The 24,984-nt window shown below is 57.2% G+C and carries 20 protein-coding genes; 1 reads left to right on the top strand and 19 read right to left on the bottom strand.

Annotated elements, in window-relative coordinates:
- Positions 1-117: 117 nt before the first annotated feature.
- The 6 genes from HPY71_02400 to HPY71_02375 form a co-directional block, all read right to left on the bottom strand.
- Positions 118-1,587: a glutamate--tRNA ligase gene (locus HPY71_02400; GenBank protein ID NPV52357.1), complete on the bottom strand. Its 1,470-nt coding sequence runs from the start codon at positions 1,585-1,587 to the stop codon at positions 118-120.
- 108 nt (positions 1,588-1,695) lie between these two features.
- The gene (gene murA, locus HPY71_02395) at positions 1,696-2,952 is read right to left on the bottom strand and encodes a UDP-N-acetylglucosamine 1-carboxyvinyltransferase (GenBank protein ID NPV52356.1); all 1,257 of its coding nucleotides are present in this window, start codon (positions 2,950-2,952) and stop codon (positions 1,696-1,698) included.
- A gap of 284 nt (positions 2,953-3,236) precedes the next feature.
- Positions 3,237-3,722, bottom strand: a complete 486-nt coding sequence (locus HPY71_02390; protein NPV52355.1) for a 2-C-methyl-D-erythritol 2,4-cyclodiphosphate synthase — start codon at positions 3,720-3,722, stop codon at positions 3,237-3,239.
- Entirely contained in the window at positions 3,700-4,410 is a 711-nt protein-coding gene (gene ispD / locus HPY71_02385) for a 2-C-methyl-D-erythritol 4-phosphate cytidylyltransferase (GenBank protein ID NPV52354.1), read from the bottom strand. Before ispD ends, HPY71_02390 begins: the two co-directional genes overlap by 23 nt.
- Before the next feature lie 97 nt (positions 4,411-4,507).
- Positions 4,508-5,578, bottom strand: a complete 1,071-nt coding sequence (locus HPY71_02380; GenBank protein ID NPV52353.1) for a PIN/TRAM domain-containing protein — start codon at positions 5,576-5,578, stop codon at positions 4,508-4,510.
- Between the two features lie 271 nt (positions 5,579-5,849).
- Positions 5,850-6,326, bottom strand: coding sequence for a CarD family transcriptional regulator (locus tag HPY71_02375; protein ID NPV52352.1), 477 nt, complete (start codon positions 6,324-6,326; stop codon positions 5,850-5,852).
- Positions 6,327-6,567: 241 nt separating this feature from the next.
- Here HPY71_02375 and HPY71_02370 point away from each other — a divergent pair, with 241 nt between their 5' ends.
- Positions 6,568-6,963, top strand: coding sequence for a DUF1573 domain-containing protein (locus HPY71_02370; protein ID NPV52351.1), 396 nt, complete (start codon positions 6,568-6,570; stop codon positions 6,961-6,963).
- A gap of 119 nt (positions 6,964-7,082) precedes the next feature.
- On the opposite strand, the gene disA is transcribed toward HPY71_02370, so the two are convergent.
- The 13 genes from disA to HPY71_02305 form a co-directional block, all read right to left on the bottom strand.
- Positions 7,083-8,165, bottom strand: a complete 1,083-nt coding sequence (disA, locus tag HPY71_02365) for a DNA integrity scanning protein DisA (protein NPV52350.1) — start codon at positions 8,163-8,165, stop codon at positions 7,083-7,085.
- A 163-nt stretch (positions 8,166-8,328) separates the two neighbouring features.
- Positions 8,329-9,708, bottom strand: a complete 1,380-nt coding sequence (gene radA / locus HPY71_02360; protein ID NPV52349.1) for a DNA repair protein RadA — start codon at positions 9,706-9,708, stop codon at positions 8,329-8,331.
- On the bottom strand, positions 9,695-11,113 hold the full coding sequence (locus HPY71_02355; GenBank protein NPV52348.1) for a homoserine kinase: 1,419 nt from the start codon (positions 11,111-11,113) through the stop codon (positions 9,695-9,697). Before HPY71_02355 ends, radA begins: the two co-directional genes overlap by 14 nt.
- Positions 11,114-12,421 (bottom strand): homoserine dehydrogenase, encoded by a 1,308-nt coding sequence (locus tag HPY71_02350; GenBank protein ID NPV52347.1) that lies wholly within the window; start codon positions 12,419-12,421, stop codon positions 11,114-11,116.
- Positions 12,422-12,620: 199 nt separating this feature from the next.
- Positions 12,621-15,065, bottom strand: coding sequence for an ATP-dependent Clp protease ATP-binding subunit (locus HPY71_02345; GenBank protein NPV52346.1), 2,445 nt, complete (start codon positions 15,063-15,065; stop codon positions 12,621-12,623).
- A gap of 202 nt (positions 15,066-15,267) precedes the next feature.
- Positions 15,268-16,323 carry a protein arginine kinase gene (locus tag HPY71_02340; GenBank protein ID NPV52345.1) on the bottom strand — a complete coding sequence of 352 codons (1,056 nt, stop codon included), beginning with the start codon at positions 16,321-16,323 and terminating at the stop codon, positions 15,268-15,270.
- A 67-nt stretch (positions 16,324-16,390) separates the two neighbouring features.
- A complete protein-coding gene (locus HPY71_02335) occupies positions 16,391-16,921 on the bottom strand; it encodes a hypothetical protein (GenBank protein ID NPV52344.1) in 531 nt (176 codons plus the stop codon).
- 45 nt (positions 16,922-16,966) lie between these two features.
- The gene (locus HPY71_02330) at positions 16,967-17,443 is read right to left on the bottom strand and encodes a CtsR family transcriptional regulator (protein ID NPV52343.1); all 477 of its coding nucleotides are present in this window, start codon (positions 17,441-17,443) and stop codon (positions 16,967-16,969) included.
- A gap of 251 nt (positions 17,444-17,694) precedes the next feature.
- Positions 17,695-19,026 carry a TldD/PmbA family protein gene (locus tag HPY71_02325; protein ID NPV52342.1) on the bottom strand — a complete coding sequence of 444 codons (1,332 nt, stop codon included), beginning with the start codon at positions 19,024-19,026 and terminating at the stop codon, positions 17,695-17,697.
- 2 nt (positions 19,027-19,028) lie between these two features.
- On the bottom strand, positions 19,029-20,405 hold the full coding sequence (locus HPY71_02320) for a TldD/PmbA family protein (GenBank protein NPV52341.1): 1,377 nt from the start codon (positions 20,403-20,405) through the stop codon (positions 19,029-19,031).
- A 552-nt stretch (positions 20,406-20,957) separates the two neighbouring features.
- The gene (locus tag HPY71_02315; protein NPV52340.1) at positions 20,958-22,319 is read right to left on the bottom strand and encodes a radical SAM protein; all 1,362 of its coding nucleotides are present in this window, start codon (positions 22,317-22,319) and stop codon (positions 20,958-20,960) included.
- Entirely contained in the window at positions 22,319-23,509 is a 1,191-nt protein-coding gene (wecB, locus tag HPY71_02310; GenBank protein ID NPV52339.1) for a UDP-N-acetylglucosamine 2-epimerase (non-hydrolyzing), read from the bottom strand. Before wecB ends, HPY71_02315 begins: the two co-directional genes overlap by 1 nt.
- A gap of 124 nt (positions 23,510-23,633) precedes the next feature.
- The gene (locus tag HPY71_02305; protein NPV52338.1) at positions 23,634-24,662 is read right to left on the bottom strand and encodes an undecaprenyl/decaprenyl-phosphate alpha-N-acetylglucosaminyl 1-phosphate transferase; all 1,029 of its coding nucleotides are present in this window, start codon (positions 24,660-24,662) and stop codon (positions 23,634-23,636) included.
- Positions 24,663-24,984 lie beyond the last annotated feature (322 nt).

Below are 24,984 nucleotides of genomic sequence, written 5' to 3'. Positions count from 1 at the left end.
TCGTGTCACAGCCAGCCCTGCGCTGTTATCCCGGCTGTATCCGGGCTATGTCCGATGTTACCTGATTGGATGTTACCTGATTGTTTGCCACGATTATATACTATCATGTAGTTCTTGTCAATAAACGCCGCGCCCGGCCTGGAAAGCCTGCCTCGCCCGGCTGATCGACCTGTCCCTCCCCAAAATGAGAATGACGTTTGGAAGCTCGGGTCCAGCTGTTGTGCCGGTCAGGGCAGCACGAACAGGCAGGAGCGTTCTGCGCACGCTGAGTCCGAGCTTCGTGGGCATTTTCAGGAGCATGGTGTGAATCGCCTCACGGTCGAAAGGCTCAAGGCCCCCCAGCTCGCCGATGAACAGGTCCAGAATGCGCGAAGTCTGGGGGTCTGAAAGGACCTTGCGAGCCTTATCATCATAGGCCTGAACGCGGTCCCCGAAAAACGTGCGCGCATGCTCCGGTAGCTGCGACAGATTATCGAGATACCCCCGGACAGAGTCAACCACCTCCATCAGCCAGTCAAAGCTCCTACCTGTGAGGGGCCCATCTACCAGCCCGGCGTCCTTGAGATAGGGTATGGCCATCCCCGTCAGGCTCCTCAGGTCAGCCTGCCGTATATACAGGCCATTCATCCAGTTGAGTTTCGCGATGTCAAACACCGCAGGGCTCTTCCCAACCCGGTCCAGGGAAAACTGCTGAACCATCTCCTCCCTGGTGAGAACCTCCTCCCCACTTTCAGGCGACCACCCAAGGAGCGCCAGGTAGTTTACGACCGCATCAGGGATGTACCCCGCCTGCCTATAGTGAAATACAGATGTTGCCCCATGGCGCTTGCTGAGCTTCGTGCGGTCCGGACCTAGAATCATGGAAATATGAGCAAACCTTGGCAGGGGGAGGCCGAGGGCCTCGTAAAGCAAGATCTGGCGAGGCGTATTAGCCACATGCTCGTCAGCCCTGATGATGTGCGTGATCTTCATGTGTACATCATCGACCACCACCGCGAAATTATAGGTTGGCACGCCGTCGCACTTCATTATGACAAAGTCGCCAATGCTCTTGCTATCAAATTCGATGGGGCCCCGTATAAGGTCATTCACTACAATGACCTCATCAGGCACGTGGAAGCGCACCGCGGGTTTCCTCCCCTGGCGCTCCAGCTTTGCCCGCCCGTCACTGGTCAATTCACGACACTTACCGCCATATCTCGGGGCCTCCCCGCGGTTCAGGGCGGCCTTGCGTTCCACCTCGAGCTCTTCAGGTGTGCAGTAACAGTAATAGGCGTGGCCTTCGTCAAGGAGCCTCTGGGCATACTGCCTGTATAGCTCGAGCCGCTCGGTCTGCCTATAGGGACCATAAGGCCCTCCCACATCCACGCCCTCATCCCAGTCAAGACCCAGCCATCTTAGATCCTCGAGTATTAGCCTTTCAGACTCCGCGCATGAACGTTCGAGGTCCGTGTCCTCGATTCTCAGGATGAACTTCCCCCCGTTGTGACGGGCAAAAAGCCAGTTAAACAGCCCTGTATGAGCGTTTCCGATATGCAGGTGCCCCGTGGGGCTTGGAGCGAATCTAACGCGCACATTCTCCGGCATTTCTTTCCCTTTCCCCCATTACCTTGCCTACATGCCTATTACATGTCTATGCATGTCTATGTTAGTATGTCTGCATTAGTATGTCCACTAGACCGATCCAGGCTAGGTTCAATCCACCCGCATTACCTTCGCCCCCAGCAGCGCAAGCTTTCTCTCTATATGATCGTAGCCCCTGTCTATATGCTCAACACCGTTCAACTCCGTCTCGCCGAGAGCAGCGAGCGCCGCAATGACCAGCGCGGCGCCCCCCCTTATATCCCGCGGGGATTCAACGGGGGCTCCTGTGAGCCTGTCTACCCCCCGGACTATAATGGTATCCCGGTCCACACGCAGATCCGCGCCCATTCTTCTTAATTCGTCGGCATATGTGAATCTGTTTTCGAACCTCGTCTCTGTTATGGACGCGATGCCGCTTGCTACGGTCATCAACGCTGTAAACTGGGGCTGGAGATCCGTCGGGAAGCCCGGGTACGGCAGGGTCTCGATATTAACGGCGCGCGGGCGGGCGGGCCCCACCACGCGCATCATATTGGACGACTCCTCTATATCGGCGCCAGCCTCGCGCAGTTTGATTATCACGGTCCGCAGGTGCTCGGGCACCGCATTTTCAATCAATATAGCCCCACCCGTAATGGCCGATGCTATAGCAAATGTGCCGGCCTCCAGTCGATCGGGCATTATCTCATAGGACGTCGCCGAAAGCTCCCTTACGCCTTCTATCTTGATCGTGCTCGTGCCGGCGCCCCTGATCTTGGCCCCCATGCTATTCAAAAAGACAGCCAGGTCAACGATCTCGGGATCCCTGGCCGCGTTTTCCAGTGTGGTCATTCCCCTTGCGAGACACGCCGCAAACATCATATTAACCGTCGTGCCGTGGCTTGCGCGCCCGATATAAAAATTGGCGCCGACCAGATCCGGCGCGGATAGCTTCACATAGCCGTGCTCGATTGCGACCTCCGCGCCAAGGGCCCTGAATCCCTCGAGGTGGAAGTCTATCCCTCGTGCGCCTATTACATCACCGCCTGGAAACGGCACAACGGCTCTACCAAGGCGGGCAAGAAGGACGCCCGCTGTATAAAATGAGGCCCTCAGTCTGCGGACAGCCTCGTATGATGGTGTGTGACAACTCAAACCGGACCCATCTATTTCAAGAACACCGGGGCCGGCAGGCTGGACATGCGCCCCGAGCTCGCGGAGGATACCGCAGAGGACGTGGATGTCAAGGTAATCCGGGACATTCTCGAGCCTCGTCCTGCCGGTGCCCATGGCAGCACCCACCAGTATCGCCAAAGAACTATTCTTGCTCCCGCTGAGCCGGACCCTGCCGGAAAGCCTTTCACCCCCGGTTATGATAAGTTTTCCCATCTCCGTCACCCCCGGCCCGCCCGCCATACCATCTATCTTGCTTCTTTCCAGGCAAGCGACCCTTCCAAGTAAGTTGCCCCGTTGTATCATCACCTATCCCCAGTCGTGTTCCACGCTGTATTCTACGCAGCTACTGCCAGCAATGAGTCTGGCCAGCTTCTTCCGGGGCCTGAGCCCCGGGCCACGGCCACGATCACACGCAGATCATAATAGGTCTCAGCGGGTCGCAGCAGCTTGCAGCAGGGCGCAGCAGGTTATAACACGTCACCACAGGTCGCAAAAGGTCATGGGGCCTGGGCCAGGCTCACCAGGCTCGCGACCGCGTATGCCGCCATGCCTTCGCCCCTCCCAATGAAGCCCAGGCCCTCGTTTGTCGTGGCCTTGATGCTCACATCCCCGGGGCCGATGTGCAATATCCCGGCTATCCTGCTGCGCATGGCATCAACATAGGGCGCAATCCTGGGGCGCTCCGCCAGGAGAACAGCGTCCACATTGTTTACAGCAAAGCCTCGCTCGGAAACGATCTCCCGGACCCTCGCGAGCAGTGAGGCGCTCGCCGCCCCTTTATATGCAGGGTCATCAGAGGGGAAATGGCTCCCGATATCCGATTCGCCGGCCGCTCCAAGGAGCGCATCGGCTATTGCGTGGAGAATCACATCGCCATCGGAATGCCCCTGGAGCCCGGAGTGATACGGAACCTCAACGCCACCGAGCCACAGCGGCAAACCCGCGACGAGCCGGTGCACATCATACCCGATCCCTACCCTCAAGGGTCTTCCTCCTTAGTATAGCCTCAGCGATTAAAACATCTTCAGGGGTGGTGATCTTTATATTCTCATACGAGCCAGGCACCAGCCTGACCTTCCATCCCAATCGCTCCACCAGCACACTATCATCTGTGCCAAGAAAACCATCGCTGTAAGCCTTTTCATGCGCACACAGCAGGAGCTCACGCCGGAACGCCTGGGGCGTCTGGACCGCCCACAGCATTGAACGATCAAGAGTGGACTTGATAAAGCCCTGCGAGTCCGACAGCTTTATAGTATCCTTAACTGGAGTGGCCACCACCGCGGCGCCGCAGGCGACCGCCTCATTTACCACAGACGCTACCACATCAAGAGTAATTAAAGGCCGCGCGCCGTCATGAACCATGACGATATCACTCGCGGCATCGGTAGCAATAAGTCCATGATAGACGGACATCTGTCGCTCGACCCCACCCGGAACGATCCGCTTAACCTTCGTGAACCCCGATTCCTTCGCGAAGAGTCGAGATGCATGATGGATCTCATCTTCCCTGACGACCAGGATGATTTCGGAGATAAGCGGGCATTTTTCAAAGACATCCAGTGCATATGATAGTATCGGTTTCCCATTCAGGCACATAAAGAGCTTCCCGGTATCACCACCCATGCGCCTTCCCTGCCCCGCAGCAGGAACAACGCATGAAACAACCATCTCAATTCCTCAACTCCTCCCCCGCCGTGACCGGCAGGTATATGGCCGGTTTCAGGCATATAGCCGGTTCAAGCTACACATTGCACAAATGTGGGCATTACACGCTTGATACACGCTCCATGGGTTTAGGCTTGGCGAATATCATCCGGCCTGCAGCGGTCTGGAGAACACTGGTGACCATCACCGGAACCTGCTCCCCTATGTACCTCTTGCCTCCATCGACGACGATCATCGTCCCATCATCTAAATACGCTACTCCCTGGCCAGATTCCTTCCCATCTTTGATTACATGTACGATCATTTCTTCCCCCGGCAGGACTACAGGCTTCAGAGCATTTGCGAGCTCGTTGATGTTCAGCACCTGGACGCCTCTGAACTCCGCCACCTTATTAAGGTTGAAGTCATTGGTGACTATCTTGGCGCCCAGCGCCCTGGCAAGCTTGACAAGCCGGCTATCCACTTCCAGGGAATCGTCGACATTGGTCTCATGCACCTGGACAACGACATTCTGTTCCTTCTGGAGCTTATTCAGAATATCCAGGCCTCGCCGGCCCCTATTCCTCTTTAATACATCAGATGAGTCCGCAATGCGTTGAAGCTCCTCTAAAACGAAGCCGGGCACTATGAGAACGCCCTCTATGAATCCGGTTTTACAGATATCGGCTATGCGACCATCAATTATTACGCTTGTATCCAGGATCTTGTAGGGGACCCTGCTTCCCGGACTGCCGGATCTATTGCGCCTATCCCTTCCGGCGGCTGCGGTCCGGTCAGCGCTCCCCCCGACAACGCGTTCAACCGACCGGGGAACTGATAAGAATAAGCTAAATAGTTCTTCTTTCTTCCTTATGGCAATATGCGCGCCAAGGTACCCGGACATGAGGGTGACCGGCAGCGGGATATACCGCCCAATTAGAGGCAGCTGGACGAAGGGGAGGGTAAGAAGAACGGCTATAAGCAAACCGACGATTCCACCAAGGGCCCCGGCGACGATGTCCTGCGTGGGTGTTTTGCGTAGCCCGTTTTCGACCCATACGACCAGACGCCTAAGAATCCAGATGAAAGCGGGGGCAACCAGCAGACCGGCGATGGCACCGCCGAGGGCCATCAGCACGAGGATTGATATGCTGATCCCCAGACCGCCTGGGCCTGGTGGTCTTATACCCATCGTCCTGTTGATGGTTATCCCGACCACGGCACCGGCAACAATAAAAAAAACCCGAACCAACCTATCAAACACGAAACATCCCACCTCCCTCGTTCTCCTTCATTCATTAATCCTCATTTGCGAAACACATACATATTATCATGTTATCATGATACGGGTCTAGGGACCTGGCCAGGCACCGGCGGTCACCGCCGGCCGACATCCTTACCTTAGTATTCTTATGATACACTACTTCTATCCATGTCTTCAAGGATATGCATGTCGAACCATGTCAGCTCAGGATGCTATCTAGCTCCTCAACCACCTCATCCTTGTCGCGCCCCTGGGCGAGCACGAGCTCGCTTATGAGAATCTGGCGCGCGCTCTCGAGCATCCTCTTCTCCCCTGTAGAAAGCCCCTTCTCGCGATCGCGCTGCGAGAGGTTGCGCACAACCTCCGCAACCTCAAATACATTGCCACTCTTGATCTTCTCGAGGTTAGCCTTATATCTCCGGTTCCAGTTGGAGGACATCTTAGTCTTCGCGCCTCTCAGGACCTCAAAGACCTTCTTGACATCCTCCCGATCTATGACTCCCCTGAGGCCCACCTCCTCGACATTTCTTGTGGGTACCATGACTTTCATCTCACCCAGAGGGATTCGCATAACATAATACTTTTGTCGCTCCCCAAGCACCTCGCGCTCCTCGATCGCCTCTATGACGCCCGCGCCGTGCATTGGGTAAACGACCTTATCCCCAACGTTAAACACCTGATATACCCCCCAGCGATACCATAAGTTCCCTGATTTTGATTCTAACATGTCAAACTAGAGATGTCAAGAAATGCCCGTTTTTCGCGCATTCCAGCCTCCTCGCACCCCGGCCTTCATTGACAAAGTCAGCATGTAAACATATAATAAAATCATGGTTACCGGGGTCACCAAGGCGACGAAACATGTAACAATAGAAAACATAGGGAGAAAGAGAATAAGAGGTTTGGGGGGACGGACGATGGAGGGAAAGCATTTCGAGAGGTTTCAGGGAGCTGTATCTGAGCACCTTATCAGGCATCGGAGCGTTCTTGACTGTCTCTCGAAATTCCAGGAGTCAAATGCGCGCGCAAACCGTGCTATAGTCAAGGCGGTTACAAACTGCGGGTGCCTCAAGATCAACGCAAGCCGCCAACAGCTCCCCTGCGACATAAGCCTGTCGGAGATAAAGAACTACGTGGATACCCACCTGGCCGGCTCCTTATGTCCCGAATGCAAGGATGCTATCGAGAGCGAGCTCGGCATGGTGCTCTTTTACCTGGCGGCCCTCTGTAATCTCCTCAACCTGGACCTAGACGAAGTCCTTGAAAGGGAATACCGCACCATCACGACGCTGGGGATATTCAGCCTGACTTGACGCTCCTTCGTGCGCACGGGCTCCAGCAACGGATTTTACCAGGCAATTTCTCAGTGATCATTATCATTAAATAAATTAATAGTAACGATCATTAATAGTAACGATCATTACAGAGACCCTTACATATGTCGCTCAAGTAAGACGTGCTCCCTGAGGCGCCTCAGACCCTCCTTGATAGCGTGCGCCCTCACTTCTCCAATGCCTTCGACCCCGTCCAGCTCATCTATGGATGCATTGAGCACCCCCTGGAGAGTCTTGAACGTCACGACGATGTTCGTTATAACAGGCATCGGAAGCCTCGGTATCTTGGAGAGGACGCGATACCCCCTTGGCGAGACAGCCTGGTCAAGTATATTCGCCGTCCCTGAGTAACCCAGGGCGCGGCAAATCGTCCCGAGATCCAGCAAATCCTCGGAATCCCAGCTCGCTATCTGATTCCTTATAGATTCCGCCGACTTGGACTCCTGGACCACGAGGTAATCCTTTATAACCATGAGCCCCTCATCTTCGACGTCCACCATCAGCTCCTCCAGCTGCATGCTGATGAGACGCCCTTCGGTCCCGAGCTCACAGATGTATTTCTCGATTTCCCGGGCCACGCGGCTGACCATCTCCGTTCGCTGGATCGCTGTGGCCACGTCCGATAAGGTGGCGAGGCCCTCGAATTCCAAGGCGCTGAGGTTCGTCAGGGCATGATCTAGGACGCTGCGATATTTCTCAAGGGTCTGGAGCGCCTGGTTCGCCTTGGCGAGGGTCACGCCGATCTCGCGGATTATATATTTGAAATTACCTTCATAGAGGGTAATCACATTTCGCCGCTGCGATATGGCTATTACGAGCTTGCCGGTTTGCTTAGCCACGCGTTCGGCGGTTCTATGTCGCGTGCCGGTTTCCTTCGACTCAACCTGCGGGTCCGGGAGCAGCTGCGCGTTGGCGACGAGTATCTGCCCGGCATCCTCGTTCAATACAACCGCACCATCCATCTTGGAAAGCTCATATAGTCTTGAGGGGGTAAACTCGCAATTCAACCGGAACCCGCCATCGACGAGGGCCATAACCTCGGGCGAATCCCCAATGACGATCAAGGCCCCGGTTCTGGCCCTGATTATGCTCTCGAGCCCTTCATATAAATCCGTGCCCGGCGCAACCAGCCTAAGCGTCTTAAGAAAACGTTCCTCCAGTGATTTCTGCTCACCCAGCATCGTTTCCTTCATCTCCCCATCCTGTCCCCATCCTGCTCCACCATGCCCCTGCCATATCCTACCTCGTTACATCCCCTGACCCGTTCTACCCTACCCTACACCACACCACATTACCTTACACTACCGCACCCTATGCCCATGACCCTACAGCCCCTACCCTATCCTACCCTATGACCGCCTCAAGCGCCTCCCTCAACGTGGCGACCCCTTCGATCTCCATGCCAAGCCGCATCTCTTCGCCCTGGGGTAGATTCCGCCTCGGGATAATGCACCGTTTGAAACCGAGTTTGGCCGCCTCCGATAACCTGGCCTCGAGGCGGCTAACGGACCTGACTTCGCCCGACAGGCCGATCTCGCCAAGCACTATGCTGTCCGCATCCACGGCCTTGCCTTTATGGCTTGAAGCTATCGCTGTTGCGATCCCGAGGTCGGCGGCGGGATCGTCGAGCCTTATGCCGCCCACAACGTTGACGTAGACATCCTCCGTCGCAAGGGACAGGCCCACCCTCTTCTCGAGGACAGCGAGGATTATGGCCACCCGGTTGTAATCAACACCCATTGTGGTCCGCCGGGGAGCCCCAAAATTCATGGAACTCACAAGCGCCTGGAGCTCGACCAGGATCGGCCGTGTTCCCTCGAGGCTGGCGACGACGCAGGACCCGGAGACGCCCACGGGCTTCTCGGATAGAAAAATCTGCGAAGGGTTTTTGACGTCGATAAGGCCGCCCTGCTGCATCTCAAACACGCCGATCTCGTTGGTTGACCCGAATCTGTTCTTTACCGCGCGGAGGATCCTGAAAGCGTGATTCCTCTCCCCCTCGAGGTAGAGCACGGTATCAACCATATGCTCCAGGACGCGGGGCCCCGCTATAGTGCCGGTCTTCGTAACATGCCCTACAATGAATATTGGCACCCCAGATACCTTGGCAACCCTCATGAGTCGGGCAGCGGCCTCACGGACCTGGCCCACGCTCCCGGGCGCGGACTCAAGCTCCGGGTCATATGCTGTCTGAATAGAGTCAATAATGACGAGGGAAGGGGCCACGGAAGCTATATGATCCTCAATGACCCTGATATTTGTCTCGGCGACGACAAATAGGGCGCCCGAGAGCGGCCCCAATCTGTCGGCCCTGAGCCGTATCTGCCTTGAAGACTCCTCCCCGGATACGTAGAGCACCGTCCTCCCTGTCAGGCCTATACTGTTTGACATCTGCAGCATGAGGGTGGATTTACCTATCCCCGGGTCGCCCGCCACCAATATAAAAGAGCCCGGGACAACCCCCCCACCAAGGGCTCTATCAAGCTCACCTATACCTGTAGAAAGCCTCTCTTCTTCGCGCGCCTCAACCTCCGTTATAGGCCGTGGGTTGTCTCCCATCGCAAGCGACCCCAGGCGCGATGCGCCGGAACCTCCTGCCCCGGTCCCCTGAACGGCCTCCTCCACCATGGAGTTCCATGCCCCGCAACCGGGGCACCGCCCGAGCCACTTAGGGGCGCCGTAGCCGCATTCCTGACAAATATATCTTGTTTTAGCCTTTGGCATTTTTAGATTTCTCCCGCTGTAAATGACTAAGCGCAAATGATTGGATTGCGCGTAAAGCCTCCCCCGGGTCCGTGATGCCCGCCGTAAGCTTCTCGAACGGGCACGAATCATCCCCGGCGTGATTAAGGATACGCGGCACGACTAGGCCGGCCGTAAAGTCGATCCCGTGCCGGGCTAATTCTCCTACAGCCCCATGGGCCATAACTGGCGCGTAAACCGCGCGAGCTCCGGCCCCTATACACAGGAGCGCAGATGCCCTGCCCACGATCTTGTCGGCTATGACAGAGCCCTCGAGCTCGCCATCGAACTGCAGCACAGCATCGAGCAACGGGCGTATCCCACTCTCACGGGAGGTGAATATGACATCCCCGCCCCTAACCACGGCCAGCCCGAGATTCCCGGCCACAAGCTGCTCGGAGGCAACTGCCATGTCGCGGAGGTTGCCTTCCGGGACTACCCTCGCCCCGACCGCCGAGATTTTCGTAATATATGACACAGCCTCCACGTCGTGGCGGCCGAAAGCCCGCTTCATGGCTCCGGAGATCATCGATGCACCAGCTACATCACCGCGCACAAATGCCACCACCGAAGGCCCAGACCCGCTTAAGGCCGCGCCCGCCGCCCCCGAGCTCACGGCATCCCTGATCACATCACCCAGGCCGGGCACGAGCGCTATCCGGTGGAGTTGGTGGAGGCGGTCGCTCATCGCCTCTCCCAGGAGATCCCACCGCCCCTGGGAAAGCGAAGCCACCAGGAGCGCTACCCTCCCTATGTTGAAAACCGCGTCCGAGAGGCCCACCGTCTTGGGGAGGATAGAGCGTGCATGAGTCGTGGATACATCAAACGAGGGAACGCAGACCACGATATTCATACCAGCCTCGAAATCAGCCGGAAGGCTGATCTCAATGTGCCGCAGCCCGGAATCGCCCATGAGGCTCGCGACCACGCCGCCGAAGAGGGCCGGCGCCACATTGTCCGGGTGCCCTTCCAGCCTGACAGCCAGTTCAAAAATGTCATCAACGCCGAGTGGCTGGCCGAGGATTGCGTTGGCAGCAAGCACCCCCCCGACTATGGCCGCCGAGCTGCTACCCAGCCCGCGAGAAAGAGGGATCCTGTTCACAAGGGTCAATCGCACGGGGGGCATCTCCCTGCCGGTCGCGTCGTATACGGCCTCCGCGGCGCGGTAAACCAGGTTGGTCTCGTCCCCTGGGAGGGAGGCCGCGCCCTCCCCGATTACCCGGATGCTTACCCTCCCCTCCGTCCCCCCCGCCTCGCCAAACTCCTCTATCTCAACCTCGTTAAAAATCCCTATAGCCATCCCAAGGACGTCAAAACCCGGCCCGAGGTTTGCGCACGTCGCCGGGACCACAACCCTGGCCACCTTTCTGGCCGCTTCAGCCATCATCTACGCCTCGCCCTCCACGCGTATGACATTGGAGACGTCCATTACCACGGGCAAATCCTTGATCACCTCGAGCGCGGCGCGGGCATTCCTCTCGAGCACCTTGTGGGTCACGAAGACAAGCCCAACGGGGTTTTGTCCCCTGCCCTTCTGGATTACCGATTCCAGGCTCACATCATGATCCCCGAACGCCCTGGCGATGCTGGCAAGCACACCGGGACGGTCGATGACCTTGAGGTGAATATAATACCTCGTGCTCACGGATTCTATATCAGATATTCTCCGGCCGCCATTCCATGGCACAAAACCCGGGCCCGTGGCCCCGGCTGGCACGCCGGACAATATTGACCTCGCGACGTCGATGACGTCAGCCACCACGGCGCTTCCCGTCGGCAGGTCCCCGGCGCCGCGGCCGTAAAACATCAGGTCTCCGACTGCGTTGCCCCTTACAAATATAGCGTTGAAGGCATCGTCGACGCTCGCGAGCGGGTGCCGGGACGGGACGAAGGTCGGGTGGACGCGGGCCTCGATCGCCCCATCAACCTCCTTGCCGATCGCCAGGAGCTTTATCACGAACCCGAGCTCCCTCGCGTATTCAATATCAAGTGGTGTTATTTTCGTTATGCCCTCCGTGTAGACATTGTCAGGGCTTACTTCCGTGCCAAATGCTATCGAAGCAAGGATTGATAGCTTGTACGCCGCGTCCCTTCCCTCGATATCGTCGGATGGGTCCGCCTCGGCAAACCCCTTCTCCTGGGCCTCGCGCAGCACCTCGCCGAACTGCCGCCCCTCGGAGGTCATCTTCGCTAGTATGTAGTTGGTCGTCCCATTGATTATCCCCATTATCTCCTGAATCCTGTTGGCTGCGAGGCACTCCTCGAGCGGCTTTATGATGGGGATCCCGCCCGCGACGCTCCCCTCAAAACGCAATATCACCCCGTGCTCCCGGGATGACTTGAATATTTCCGGGCCACGCTTGGCGAGAAGCTCCTTGTTGGCCGTAACCACATGCTTGCCGCGCCGGAAGGCTTCCAGGATATAGGGACCCGCCGGCTCGAGCCCCCCCATGACCTCAACCACGACTTGTATGCTATTGTCATTGAGGATATCTTGAAAACTGGTGGTCAGTATATCCTGGTTCAAGGCGACCCTTCGCGGTTTGGACTTATCCCTCACGAGGACCTTCCTGACGCGGAGGGGCACGCCCGCATGCCCGGTGATCGCCCCAGCGTTGCGCTGGAGAATATCAAGCACACCCGTGCCGACTGTTCCACAACCAAGCAGCCCGATTCCTATCTCGCTCTCGCTCACGTAAGATCATCCCTTCAGACCCGGCGACATCCACCATGTGCGGCCCGCGCAAGGCGAAGCCGGAGGCGCGCATATCGCATGTCTATACAGTATTACCAGCATTATAGCATAGCGGCCTCCGGCATAGCAACTACTACCTGCCAGGTAAATGCCCGGGGAACCGGGGAACTGCGGGGGATGCCCGGGTGCCCGGGAGCTCCTAGGAAACAGGCGCTGTAGCTCTCACAGCCTCAAATGTCAAAGTGTTATCCCTGACATCAACCCTTACGGTATCCCCGTCCTTAATCTTGCCCTCGAGCATCTCCTCAGAGACACGGTTTTCGACCATTCTCTGGATCGCCCTTCTCAAGGGCCGGGCGCCGTATTCCTTGCTGAAACCCTCCTTAACCAGGAGATCCTTCGCCGCGTCGGTCACATCCAACTTGATATCATGGTCGGCGAGCTGCTTCTCCAGGTCCTTCAGCCTGAGGTCGAGTATCCTGCGAATTTGCTCCTCGTTGAGCGCGTGGAACACAATGACCTCGTCGATCCTGTTGAGGAACTCGGGCCTGAAAGTCCTCCTGAGCTCGCTCAAAACCCTGTCCTTCATTTGCTCATATGATGCCATATCTTCGTCTTTCTCGGCTCGGAAACCAAGGGTGATCGCGCGTTCAATAAGGTTAGCCCCCACGTTGGATGTCATGATTATGACTGTGTTACGGAAATCCACAGTCCGACCCTTGCCGTCGGTCAGGCGACCATCCTCGAGCACCTGCAACAGCACGTTAAATACCTCGGGATGGGCCTTTTCGATCTCATCAAATAGCACGACCGAATATGGCCGGCGCCGGACCTTCTCGGTGAGCTGCCCGGCCTCCTCATAGCCCACATAACCTGGAGGCGCGCCGATTAGCCTCGATACAGTATGGCGCTCCATGTATTCGGACATATCCAGCGCGATCATGGCATCCTCATCGCCAAATAGCGCCTCGGCGAGGGCACGCGCCAGCTCAGTCTTACCCACGCCCGTCGGGCCGAGGAATATAAAGGACCCTACAGGCCGCTTGGGATCCTTGAGACCCGCCCGCGCTCTGCGCACCGCCTTTGCAACCACGGATACAGCCTCATCCTGGCCTATAACCCGCTCATGCAGAATCTCCTCCAGTTTGAGGAGGCGCTCCGTCTCCTCCTGCGCGAGTTTGCTCACGGGGATTCCAGTCCAGCTCGAAACGACATAGGCTATATCCTCCTCGGTTACGGTCGCGTCGAGCCTTCCTCGCTTGCTCTGCCACTCCGCCTTCCTGGCTTCGATATCCTCGCGGAGCTTCTGCTCCTTGTCCCGCAGATCGGCTGCCTTCTCGAACTCCTCATTCTGGATGGCCGACTCCTTCTCCGCCTTTATCCGGTTCATCTCATCCTCGAGCTTCTTCAAATCGGGCGGGGCTACCTGGGTCTGGAGCCGCACCCTCGAAGACGCCTCGTCTATGAGGTCGATAGCCTTATCCGGCAGGAACCTGTCGGTGATGTAGCGGTCCGACAGCCTTGCCGCGGCCTTCAGGGCCTCATCCATGATCTTGACCCTGTGATGGGCCTCGTAGCGATCACGCAGGCCTTCAAGTATGGCGATCGTCTCATCCACTGTAGGCTCGCCGACCTGGATCGGCTGGAATCTCCGCTCCAGGGCTGCGTCCTTCTCCACATGCTTGCGGTATTCATCGAGGGTGGTCGCGCCGATGCACTGGAGCTCGCCCCTGGCAAGAGCGGGCTTCAGGATATTCGCAGCATCGATTGCGCCCTCCGCAGCCCCCGCTCCAACTATCGTGTGGAGCTCGTCGATAAAGAGGACGATGTTCCCGGCCGCCCTGATCTCATCGATGACTCGCTTCAGCCGCTCCTCGAATTCCCCGCGGAATTTGGTCCCCGCGACGATTGAGCCCATATCAAGCGTGACAACGCGCTTATCTGCAAGCACCTCGGGCACGTCGCCCTTAACTATCTTCTGGGCCAGCCCCTCGGCGATCGCGGTCTTCCCGACGCCAGGGTCTCCGATGAGCACGGGGTTATTCTTCGTCCTCCGGCTCAGAACCTGGATGACCCGCTCTATCTCCTTCCCGCGGCCGATAACGGGGTCGAGTTTGCCCTCCCTCGCCAGCTCGGTGAGGTCCCTGCCAAACTGGTCAAGGGTCGGCGTGCGGGTGGAACCGGCCTTCCCGGCAGGGGCAACCGCCCCGCCCGCGCCGAGAAGCGACATAACCTCCTTGCGCACCTTGTCGAGGTCGGCGCCGAGATTCGAAAGCACCTGGGCCGCCACGCCCTCGCCCTCCCTTATGAGGCCGAGAAGGATATGCTCGGTCCCAATATAGCCATGGCCGAGCCTTCGCGCCTCATCCATTGCAAGCTCAAGAACCCTCTTGGCCCGCGGCGTCAGGGCTATGACATTGGCCCGCGTGGGCTCGCTTGTTCCGATTAGCTTCTCGACCTGGCTGCGAACGTTTTCCAAGCTTATCCCGAGGTTCTGGAGGGCCCGTGCAGCAACCCCCTGGCCCTCGGCTACAAGCCCCAGCAAGATATGTTCTGTCCCGACTACGTCATGTCCAAGCCTCCTGGCTTCCTCCTGAGAGAGCTGTAAAACCCTCTGCGCCCTCTCTGTAAGCCCACCAAACATCATTTGTATCACTTCCTTCCAAAGGTAATCTCTATCATCCCTTATCCTTGAACCCTGGAGTAAACCCCGAAATTCCCAACTCTTGATTCGCAATCCTTGATTCTTATCCTTAAACTCTTATCCCTGATACGGACACGGTAGGCAGGCAGATGCCGCAAAGGCATCCTCGTCCATCCCGCGCCCTCAAGCTACAAGCTCTACTCTAGCCTTCCTTGACCCTCTCTCTTATGAAGGAGGCCCTCTCAACATCTCGTTCAGGAGGGCTGAGCTCCCTCCCCATCAGTTTTTGCAGATAGGCAGGGCGCGTCAGGACCATAAGCTCATTGAATATCTTCCTGTCTATACCTGGTATGAGATTCGTATCGATCCCGAGCCTAACATCAGAGAGGAGCCGCAGGGCCTCCTCCGAGGTTATCATCCTCGCGTTGGCCAGGATCCCGTAAGCCCTGTAGACCCTATCCTCCAGTTGCTTCCTTGTCTCCCGCAGGAGGTAGCCCCGCGCCCCGCGCTCCTGGTCGATGATCTGTCGCGCCACTCCCTTGATATTCTCAAGGATATCCTGCTCCGTTCTCCCGAGGGTGACCTGGTTCGAGAGCTGATATATATTCCCTGAAGACTCCGTACCCTCCCCGTAGAGGCCCCTCACGGCTATCCCGAGGTGCGATACGCTCGAGAGGACCCGACCAACCTGGTTGGTCATGGCCAGAGCTGGAAGGTGCATCATAATGGATGCCCTGAGGCCTGTACCAACATTGGTGGGACAGGCTGTAAGATAGCCTATCTTTTCATCAAAGGCATAATCGAGGCCCCGTTCCAGGCCGTCATCAATCTCGCTGCAAAGCTCCCACGCCCTCTCAAGCTGGAACCCGGGAAAGATGGTCTGGATGCGGATATGATCCTCCTCGTTGATCATTATGCTCACAACCTCATCCTTGCGGAGGACCACGGCCCTGTTCTTCACCTGGCCTATATGCTGGGGGCTGACCAGGTGCTTCTCGACAAGGATCTGCCGGTCCAGCAGCGAAACCTCGGCGAGATCAAGCATATAAAGGCCGGCGAGGGCAGGCGAACGTTTGAGGGCGTCCCTGACAGTATCCACGACGCCTTTAAGATCAGCATCTGAGGCCACGTGCGGGAAAGGAACGTTATTTAGATTCCTCGCCACCCGTGTCCGGGTGCTCAAGACCACATCCGCCTCCGGCCCACCATCCCTCATCCATGAACTCAACGTTTTTTCTATTATGTCCTTAAGCGACATGCTCTTCACCACCCCATTGTCCTCGGCCGTTATTGGCTGGTCCCCTGCCTGACCGTCACCAGCCGCCTTATGCCGACTCATTGAGCTTGCCTTCCAGAGCGCGAATCCTATCTCTTATCTCCGCGGCCTTCTCGTACTCCTCACTTGCGATGTGCTTCTGCAGCTCGGCCCGCAACGATTCAATATCCTTCCGTATCTTGAGAACCCCGCCTGTCCGGCCGGGCACCTTTCCAACATGCCTCGTGCTGCCGTGGATCCTCCGAAGCAGGGGCTCGAGCTGTTGGCGAAAATCCGCATAACAGTTGCTGCATCCCAGGAACCCTGACTGCGTAAAATCCGTATAATCGAGGCCGCACGTTTCACATTTACGCGGCGCCCTGTATGGCGAAGAAGGCACAGGCATTCCGATGCCCGCCGGTTCGGGGTGAATAAGCCCTGCGAGAAGGTTATGGAACGAGAATTCCGGGGCATTGAAGAAATCAAGCTCTCCCTTTGCCCTGGCACACTCCTCACAGAGGTGCATTTCAGTCTTGTGCCCATTGATGATCTTTGTCAGGTGAACATTGGCCGGGCGCTTTTTGCACTCGTCACAAAGCATATGCCCCACCTCCATAAATATTATGGGAATTGTCTTGTTAACTCATTAACCACGCAGGAGAACCACCAGGATGGCCTTGAGTATCCGCGCCCTAAGGGCATCCTCGATTACAGGATCGACGCCGAAGGTTTCCTGGTAAAGGACGGCCTTTACGAGCAACCTCTGCGCCTCATCAATAGCACCGATATCCTCCAGGCGCTGGAGCAGGTTCTCGGCATCCCTCGGGCTTATCGCACGGCCAATCGCTTCCTCTAGTGATTTCGCGAGCTCGCTCCTGGGCTCCCTTCGGACCCTGACGATCCGGATATACCCACCGCCTCCCCGTCTGGTCTCAACGATATAGCCGTGCTCCACTGTGAAACGGGTACTCAAAACATAATTTATCTGCGAAGGGACGCAATTGAACTTTTCAGCCAGCTCCCGGCGCTGGATTTCAATAATACCCTGGGCCGCCTCATCGACCAGGCTCTTTAGATAACGTTCGATGTAATCGGCAAGGCTGCCCACCATATCACTTCCCATTTTCTAAGTCTAATGTTTTCTGTATTTCCTGGGCTCCTTCGCCAGGTCGGTGATTTAATTACTAGATTTTTGACCTTCTTTGACCTTCAACTTTATTATAATATACTTTGTGACCAAATATGCACACGCGATATTTGGTCACATTATGGAATGTCTGGATGGAATGGGTAGGTATGATAAATTATCTCTGGAAATCTACGAATTTTGCGTCATATCTTGCCTGATGTCAGCATTAAGGCCTGCGAGGCGCGCTAGCTCTTCGTCGATACCGACATCGACCTGAAGAAGAAAGCCGGCACCGAATAAGGGCCCATAACCCACTCAGCCTTATCGCCGAGCCCCACCACATCATTGAACGCCTCAAAGGCATTCCCTGCCACCATAGCATTCTTGACCCGGCCCACTATCTTGCCGCCCTCCACCTTGTAGCCCAGGTGAACATTCATGGAAAAGGCGCCGCTCAAGATATTCCCCTGGCCCGCCCCCATGAGCTGTTCAACAACAAGGCCTTCACCCATGCCTTCTATCATCCTCTCGAGGCTCATATCTCCCGGCGGCACCACAATGTTAGTCTGCACCGTCGTGGGCTGGCCCTCAAAGGACCGCTCCCCCGTGCGCAAAACGCGCCAGCCGTTACCAGTGCTCTCCCTCCCCGAGCGCCCGGCAGTCTGGAGGTCATAATAGAAGTTGCGGACCACGCCGCCCTCTATGAGCGGCGTCCGCCGGCACGGCACGCCCTCGTCATCAAAGGGGGCGCTTCTCGGGGCGTGGTTGACCGTCCCGTCGTCGTAAAGGGAGATACGTTCATCCATCACCCTGGTACCTAATTTATCGGCAAGGGGCGAGGCCCCCTGCAACACCATCCTGCCATTCAGGGCGACCTTCAACGCCAGGAGGAGGTCAACCATGGCCCTCGAAGTAAAAACTACAGGGTACCGGCCGGTGGCAATGGGGGCTATCCTCCTCGCCCATATTAACCGCTGGATGATCCCGTCGGTTAGCTGCCTGAAATCGATATTCATCGCGCTCGACGCGCTGTAATCTGAGATCATCAGGATATCCTCCTCAGAAACCACGGTCACCTCCATGCCACCCTCAAACAAGGTCCGCTGGTACGACACGAGGGGTCCATCTCCCGCGTGCCCCACGGAAATCTCCTCTACGTCCCTGGTAAACGTGACATCGCATTTGGCGCGAGGCTCCGCATCCAGCACCCGGGCGGTCATCTCTGAGCCAAGTTTGATCATATAGCCGGGGTCGAGGTCTACGATCCCGGCATCATAAACCCTCGGGGTGGGAAGCGTCGCATGGGACGTCGCGGGGAATCCGAAGGCCGCCTCGGCCCCGAACTCGCTCGCTGCGACGGCGTTCCGGACCAGGACATCGGGCTCATCAAGCTTGCTGGAGGTCGAGAAGCCAATGCGCCCGTTTCTTATGATCCGGAGCGCTGCCCCCTCGACCATCCTCGTTTCGATGAATTTGAGCCGGTTCGCTTCAAAGGAAACGGGGGTCTCCGTGCTCTTTATGAAGAATACCTCAGCCGCGTCGGCCTCTTTCGATGCGAGATTCAATAGCCTCTCCAAAGTCATCTTCCCCCTATAACAACCTTGCGTATCCTCACGTGCGGTCCGCCATCACCTACAGGCAACGGGAACTGCCCACCCTTGCCGCACCCGCCGGCGCCTCCGTCGTGCCATTCGAAGTCATTGCCGATGCATTCGATATTCTTCAACGTATCGAAGAGGTTGCCGGTCAGGACCACATCCCTCACCCGCTCGGCTATCTTGCCATTCCTTATCATGAAGGCCTCGCCTGCCGAGAAGGTGAACATCTCCATCGCGGTCTCGCCCCCGTAGGCTTCTATGGCATAGACACCCTCCTCGATATCCGAGATCATATCCTCAAAGCTCGTCGTCCCGTTCTCTATGAAGGTATTCGTCATTCGCACTATCGGCCTGTGGCGGTAGTTTATAGCCCGCGCGTTGCCGGTCGGGAGCTCCCCCATTTTAGCCGCGGTCTCGCGAGAGTGAAGCCTGCCAACGAGGATCCCGTTCCGTATAAGATGAGTCATCCTGCTCGGGACCCCCTCATCGTCATACCTGTATGACCCGCGATGGCCCTCGACCGCCGCCCCATCGACAACGTTCAGGATATCCGGGCCGAAGCGCGCGCCCATGGTCATGATCTCCTGCAGCCTCTCGTTTTCGTAAACGAAATCCGACTCGCTGAGGTGACCAAAGGCTTCATGAATAAATACCCCTGTGAGACCGGGGTCGATAACCACCGTGTATTCGCCGGCCTTCACAGGATCTGCATCCAGCATCTCAACGGCTCTGGAGGCGATATCCTTAACCTTTTCATGATGCCCCTCCACGGTCTGGAACCCCGTTGTGCCGCCCGCGGGTAGGAAACACTGCTGCACGTTGTCGCCATCCCTGGCGATTGCCGTTATATTCATGCCTATGTCGCTCGATTCCTGGTCGACATAGGTCCCCTCGGTGTTGGCAAAATACTTCCGCGTGAACGTTTCTACATAAAGAATGCTCGACGTCTGGATCCTCGGCCCGGAGCCGAGAATGATCTCGTTGTACTCCTCCAGGAGGCGCTTCTTGACGGATAGCGGGATGTAGCGAGGATCCTTTATAAGCCCCGCCTTTACGCTATCAATCACAGGTTCGACCGGCGAAAGCCGTGACACGTGGCCATCTCCGGCCGTCGCCAGCCTTGCCTGGCTCACCGCCAGCCCCACCCGCTCTTTCAGCCCATCGACGCCGTCGAAGGAAACGAAGCCCCAGCCGCCCCGCACCAGCGCGCGCGCACTGCCCCCGAGGGTTACGGACGTTCCTATCTCCTCGAGCGTCCGGCCCCGGAACGCAATCCGCGTAGTCTGGCGCTCCTCTATTCTTATCTCTGCATAATCCGCGCCTGTCGCCTTGAGGGCGTCCTCAACAAGGTTGCGCAAAGCTCAAGCCCTCCTTAGGTATTATGCTAATATTGTTCTATGATTTTCCATTAATATTCTTCCCGTGCGATGTTATATTTTCTGGTCTGCAGGTTATCCTATAGACCGTGAGGGTCCGTAGTAGCTGAGCCAAGACCGTTACAGGCTCTATCCTGATGGGGTCTGTAACGGTCGGGCAAAGGTTGTCACAGGCTCCGAGGGGTCTGTGACAGCCGGCGCGCAGATCGCCATGGCGTCCTGTAAGGGTCTGCGGCAGTTGAAGTGAATTGAGACTGTCGCAGGCTCAAAAGGGATGCATGGTGGTCGAGCTAAGATCATCACGGGTTCCGATGATGGTTTTGTTTCGACAAACCCAGTGGTTCACGGCAGTCGAAAGATTGCCGTGGGCTGCTTAGGGACTCGTGATAGGTCGAGTCAAGGTTATTGTAGGTTCCGTAATGGTCTATGGTAGCCGAAAGGTTGCCGTGGGCTATGCAGGGATCTGCAGTAGCCGGAGCAAAGGTTACTACGGGCTCTCTCCTTTTCAAGGCCCGACCGGTTGGGCCTGACTGACTAGGGCCTCACCGGGCGTGAGTAGCTGCCAATCTCGAGCGAAGGAAATGACGATTTGAGCGCTTCGATGAAATTCACCATGCCGATGGCTTCGCCCCCAATGACTTCGCCCTCACCCGACGCGCCAGCGCCAGACCGGCGCACGACCTCAATGAAAAAGTCCGGGTCTATATTCAGGTTCCTGAGCTGGATCATATCAAGGCCGGTGGCCCCTATAAGCCCCGCAAGGGCTTCGATATCCTTCTCCCTGTCCGTGACGCCGGGGAACGCGAGAAGGTTCACCGATGTAAAAACCCCGTAACCCTTCGCGATCTTGAGGGAGGCGATCACATCCTCAAGCGAATAGCCATGTGGCCTGTGATAAGAATCATACATCTCCGGCCTGGCGCTGATGAGGCTCACCCGCGCCGAATCGAGCCCGGCCTCGCACAGGGCCTTAAAGCCGCGCGTGTCGCCGGCGTTTGTGTTTATATTAATCGTTCCCCGCCCCGTTGCCTGACGCAGGGATCGAACGGCCTCAACCAGGAGTTCGCTCCTGGTCAGCGGCTCGCCCTCGCATCCCTGGCCGAAGCTGATTATGGCATCCTCCGCCTCCTCGAGGTGAGGCAGGGCGACCTCCACGATCTCAGCAACCGATGGTGTAAACCTTATACGTTCCTGGGGCGCGGGGCAGCATTCAGAGGGTTGGATGGAGATGCAGCCGAGACACCGCGCGTTGCATGCCTCCGCCACGGGAATGCCGCCCTCCCAGCGGCGGTAGAAGATATTCTGCGCTGTAAAACACCCATACTCGAGCGCGCATTTCGAGAGCTGCCTCAGGATCCTGTTCCCTGGAAGTTCCTCGAGTACAGCGGCCACCCGGTCCGGAAGGTCGCCGGTATTATAGTTATCGGGGCTCCACTTGAAATCCTCGTCCGTCTGCACCGCTGCAACAACAAGGCCGTCATCGCCCATCCCCACCATGGTATAGCCGAAAAGCGGGAGGATCTGGTGGCGGACGCCCCCGGTATGCCCTCCACTGGCATGCGCGACACGCCCACCTCTGGCATACCTGCCTCTAGCATACCTTCCCCCGGCCCAGGGCCCACAGGTGGTGTAGGCCGGGAGCAAGGTCCTGGTATACCCCTGGGGGAGTATGGCGCTCACGGCATTGAGGCCATGCCCGGCCATGGTAAACTCCCCGGACCGCACATCGACGCCGATCGCCTCGCGCCCCGGGAGGAACATCAAGGTTGCGCCGGGCGGCATGGGGATTACATCAGCCGGCTGGACCTCGACGAGAATGTCCCCCGTCCTGCCGGCGCAGGCTAATTCCTCATCCACGGAAATCCGGCCTTCTTCGTCAGCGACCAGAAGCCTTATCAAGTCTGAACCACCGCCTCCGGCTCCCACGGCTCCGGGCGCGTCCTGGAAATACCAAAATAATAGAGGATAGCCTGGACTATCCGGGCGGACGCCCTCCCATCCCCGTACGGGTTTACAGCACCAGCCATCCTGGCGTAGCTTGCAGGATCATCGAGGAGGCGCCTTGCCTCGGCAACCACACGCTCCCTCTGGGTCCCGACAACCCGGAGCGTCCCGGCCTCCACCCCTTCGGGCCGCTCCGTAACCTCCCTCAGCACGAGCACGGGCTTCCCCAGAGATGGTGCCTCCTCCTGGAGCCCCCCGGAATCAGTCAATATGAAATAGCTATGCTTCATTAAGTAAACCATGGTCCAGTAATCCACCGGCTCGATGAGGTTGGCTCGCTCCTCACCCCCCAGAATCTCGAACACCGTGCGGCGCACCGCAGGATTCTTGTGGACGGGGAACACTATCTCGACATCCCCATGACTTCTCAGGATATCGCGGAGGGCAAGACAGATATCCTCCATTGGCCCCCCGAGGTTTTCGCGGCGATGGGCGGTAACCAGCAGGATGCGCCTGGCTCCGGCGCCAACAGCGGCAAGGAGGCTGGAGATGGAGCGCTCCATGCCTGGCGGCTCCGCATCGCGCTTGGCCACGTCAAGCAGGGCATCAATTACAGTGTTGCCCGTAACAAAGATGCGTTCCTCCTCGACCTTCTCTGCGAGGAGGTTGGCCTTGTGATTTCTGGTCGGGGCGAAGTGCAGGTCGGCGACGACGCCCGTGAGCCGCCGGTTCATCTCCTCCGGGAATGGATTATACTTATCTCGAGTCCTGAGGCCTGCCTCCACATGGCCCACCGGGATCCTATGATAAAAAGAAATGAGGGCGCCGCCGAATGTGGTTGCCGTATCCCCGTGAACGAGGGTCATATCCGGCCTTTCGCGAGTTAGCGGGCCCTCGAGCCCCAGAACGCTCCGGGTTATTACGTCGGATAGGGATTGTCCCTCCCGCATGATCCCCAGGTCATATTTGGGCACTATATTAAATAAATTAAGCACTTGATCAAGCATGGCCCTATGTTGGGCAGTCACAGCAACGATCGTCTCTAAAACATCATCGTGCCGCTCCAGTTCCTTGATCAGCGGTGCCATCTTTATGGCCTCGGGCCTTGTGCCGAATATTGCCACTATCTTGATTCTCTGCATTAACCGCAATCACCATGACTTTCAATAACCCAATACCCTTCCATCAGACCTTCAGCAAGCGACCTTAAACCCTAAACCCTAAGCTTTAAACGACCTCAGAGCCTGATTTGGCAATCTCTCGGATTTACATCGACACCGCAGGAGGCCCCCCCTTTTGCATGATCTTATGCATACCCTTGTGCGAGCCAGTGTCCACGATGCCCGCCCGCTTCACGCCGAATGCAAGCAGGGCTATTATCAACACAACGGCCGTATACCCAAAAAGGATGCCCAGCTGTGCAACAATAACGGCGCTCACGCCAAGGAGCGATGTGATAAAGTATATCAAAAGGACTGCCTGCCTCTGCGTCAGCCCGAGCGCCAGCAACCTGTGATGGATGTGCCCCTTGTCCGCGACATAAAAAGGCTGGCCATTCTCGACCCTGCGCACTATGGCGAAGGCGGTATCAAGTATCGGCAGGCCCAGGGCGAGCACCGGGATGGCGAGTGCTATAGTCGTGGCGCCTTTCAGGGCACCAATCACGGATATCGTGGCGAGGCTGAACCCCAGGAACATTGCCCCTGTATCGCCCATGAATATGCGCGCCGGGTTGAAATTATAGCGGAGAAACCCCACGCCGCTCGCGGCCAGGGCGATGGTCAGGAGCGCGATCGCCGCCTGCCCCTTCTCGGCCGCCACCACAAAAAGGGAAAAGGCGGCAATGGATGATACCCCCGCGGCGAGCCCATCGAGGCCATCTACGAAGTTTATGACATTCGTGATACTGACGATCCATAGAATAGTAACAGGGATGCTCCAGGCCCCGAGGTAAATCATCCCCCCAAAGGGGTTCGTCACAAATTCTATCCGGATGCCATAGAGCACGACAATGACCGCGGCGATTATCTGCCCTAGGAATTTGAGCTTCGCCGGGAGCTCCATAATATCATCGATGATGCCGACCACCACGATCACGGTTGACCCAACAAGCAGCCCGAGCAGGTCGCTATCCATGGTCACCCGGTGCAGGGATGTCAGGATAAAAGCGAGATAGATGGCGACGCCCCCGAGAAGCGGTATCGGTATCTTGTGAATATGCCTGCCACCAGGCTTATCCACAAAACCCAAACGTAGAGCCACGCTCCTCACGATGGGCGTCAATATATAACACATGGCGAAGGCCTCTATGAACGTAATCAGGTATTGTTCATGCCATTCCACTATGCCGCACCTCACTTGCCGCGCATCCGCATCAAACTATCGCTCGCGTCAAACAACTGACAAGGCTTAATCCCGGGACGTCACGGCGACACCACAAACCATTTTAGACAAGCGACACCTGCTTGTCAATGCCAACTCCCTCCTACTCCAGGGTTCCGTCAAAGTTCCACCAATATCTGGCTCCAACTGGCTGCAAAATTTGGATCTGGCTTTTCCCGCCGTCATAGTGTATCATTAGTGTATGAGCAATTCAGAGTTGGCTTCCCTAGTTGTT

The sequence above is a fragment of the Bacillota bacterium genome, from assembly GCA_013178125.1.
Classification (GTDB): domain Bacteria; phylum Bacillota; class SHA-98; order Ch115; family JABLXJ01; genus JABLXL01.
The sequence above is the reverse complement of the archived record's forward strand: the minus strand, read 5'-3'. Positions and strand labels throughout refer to the sequence as shown.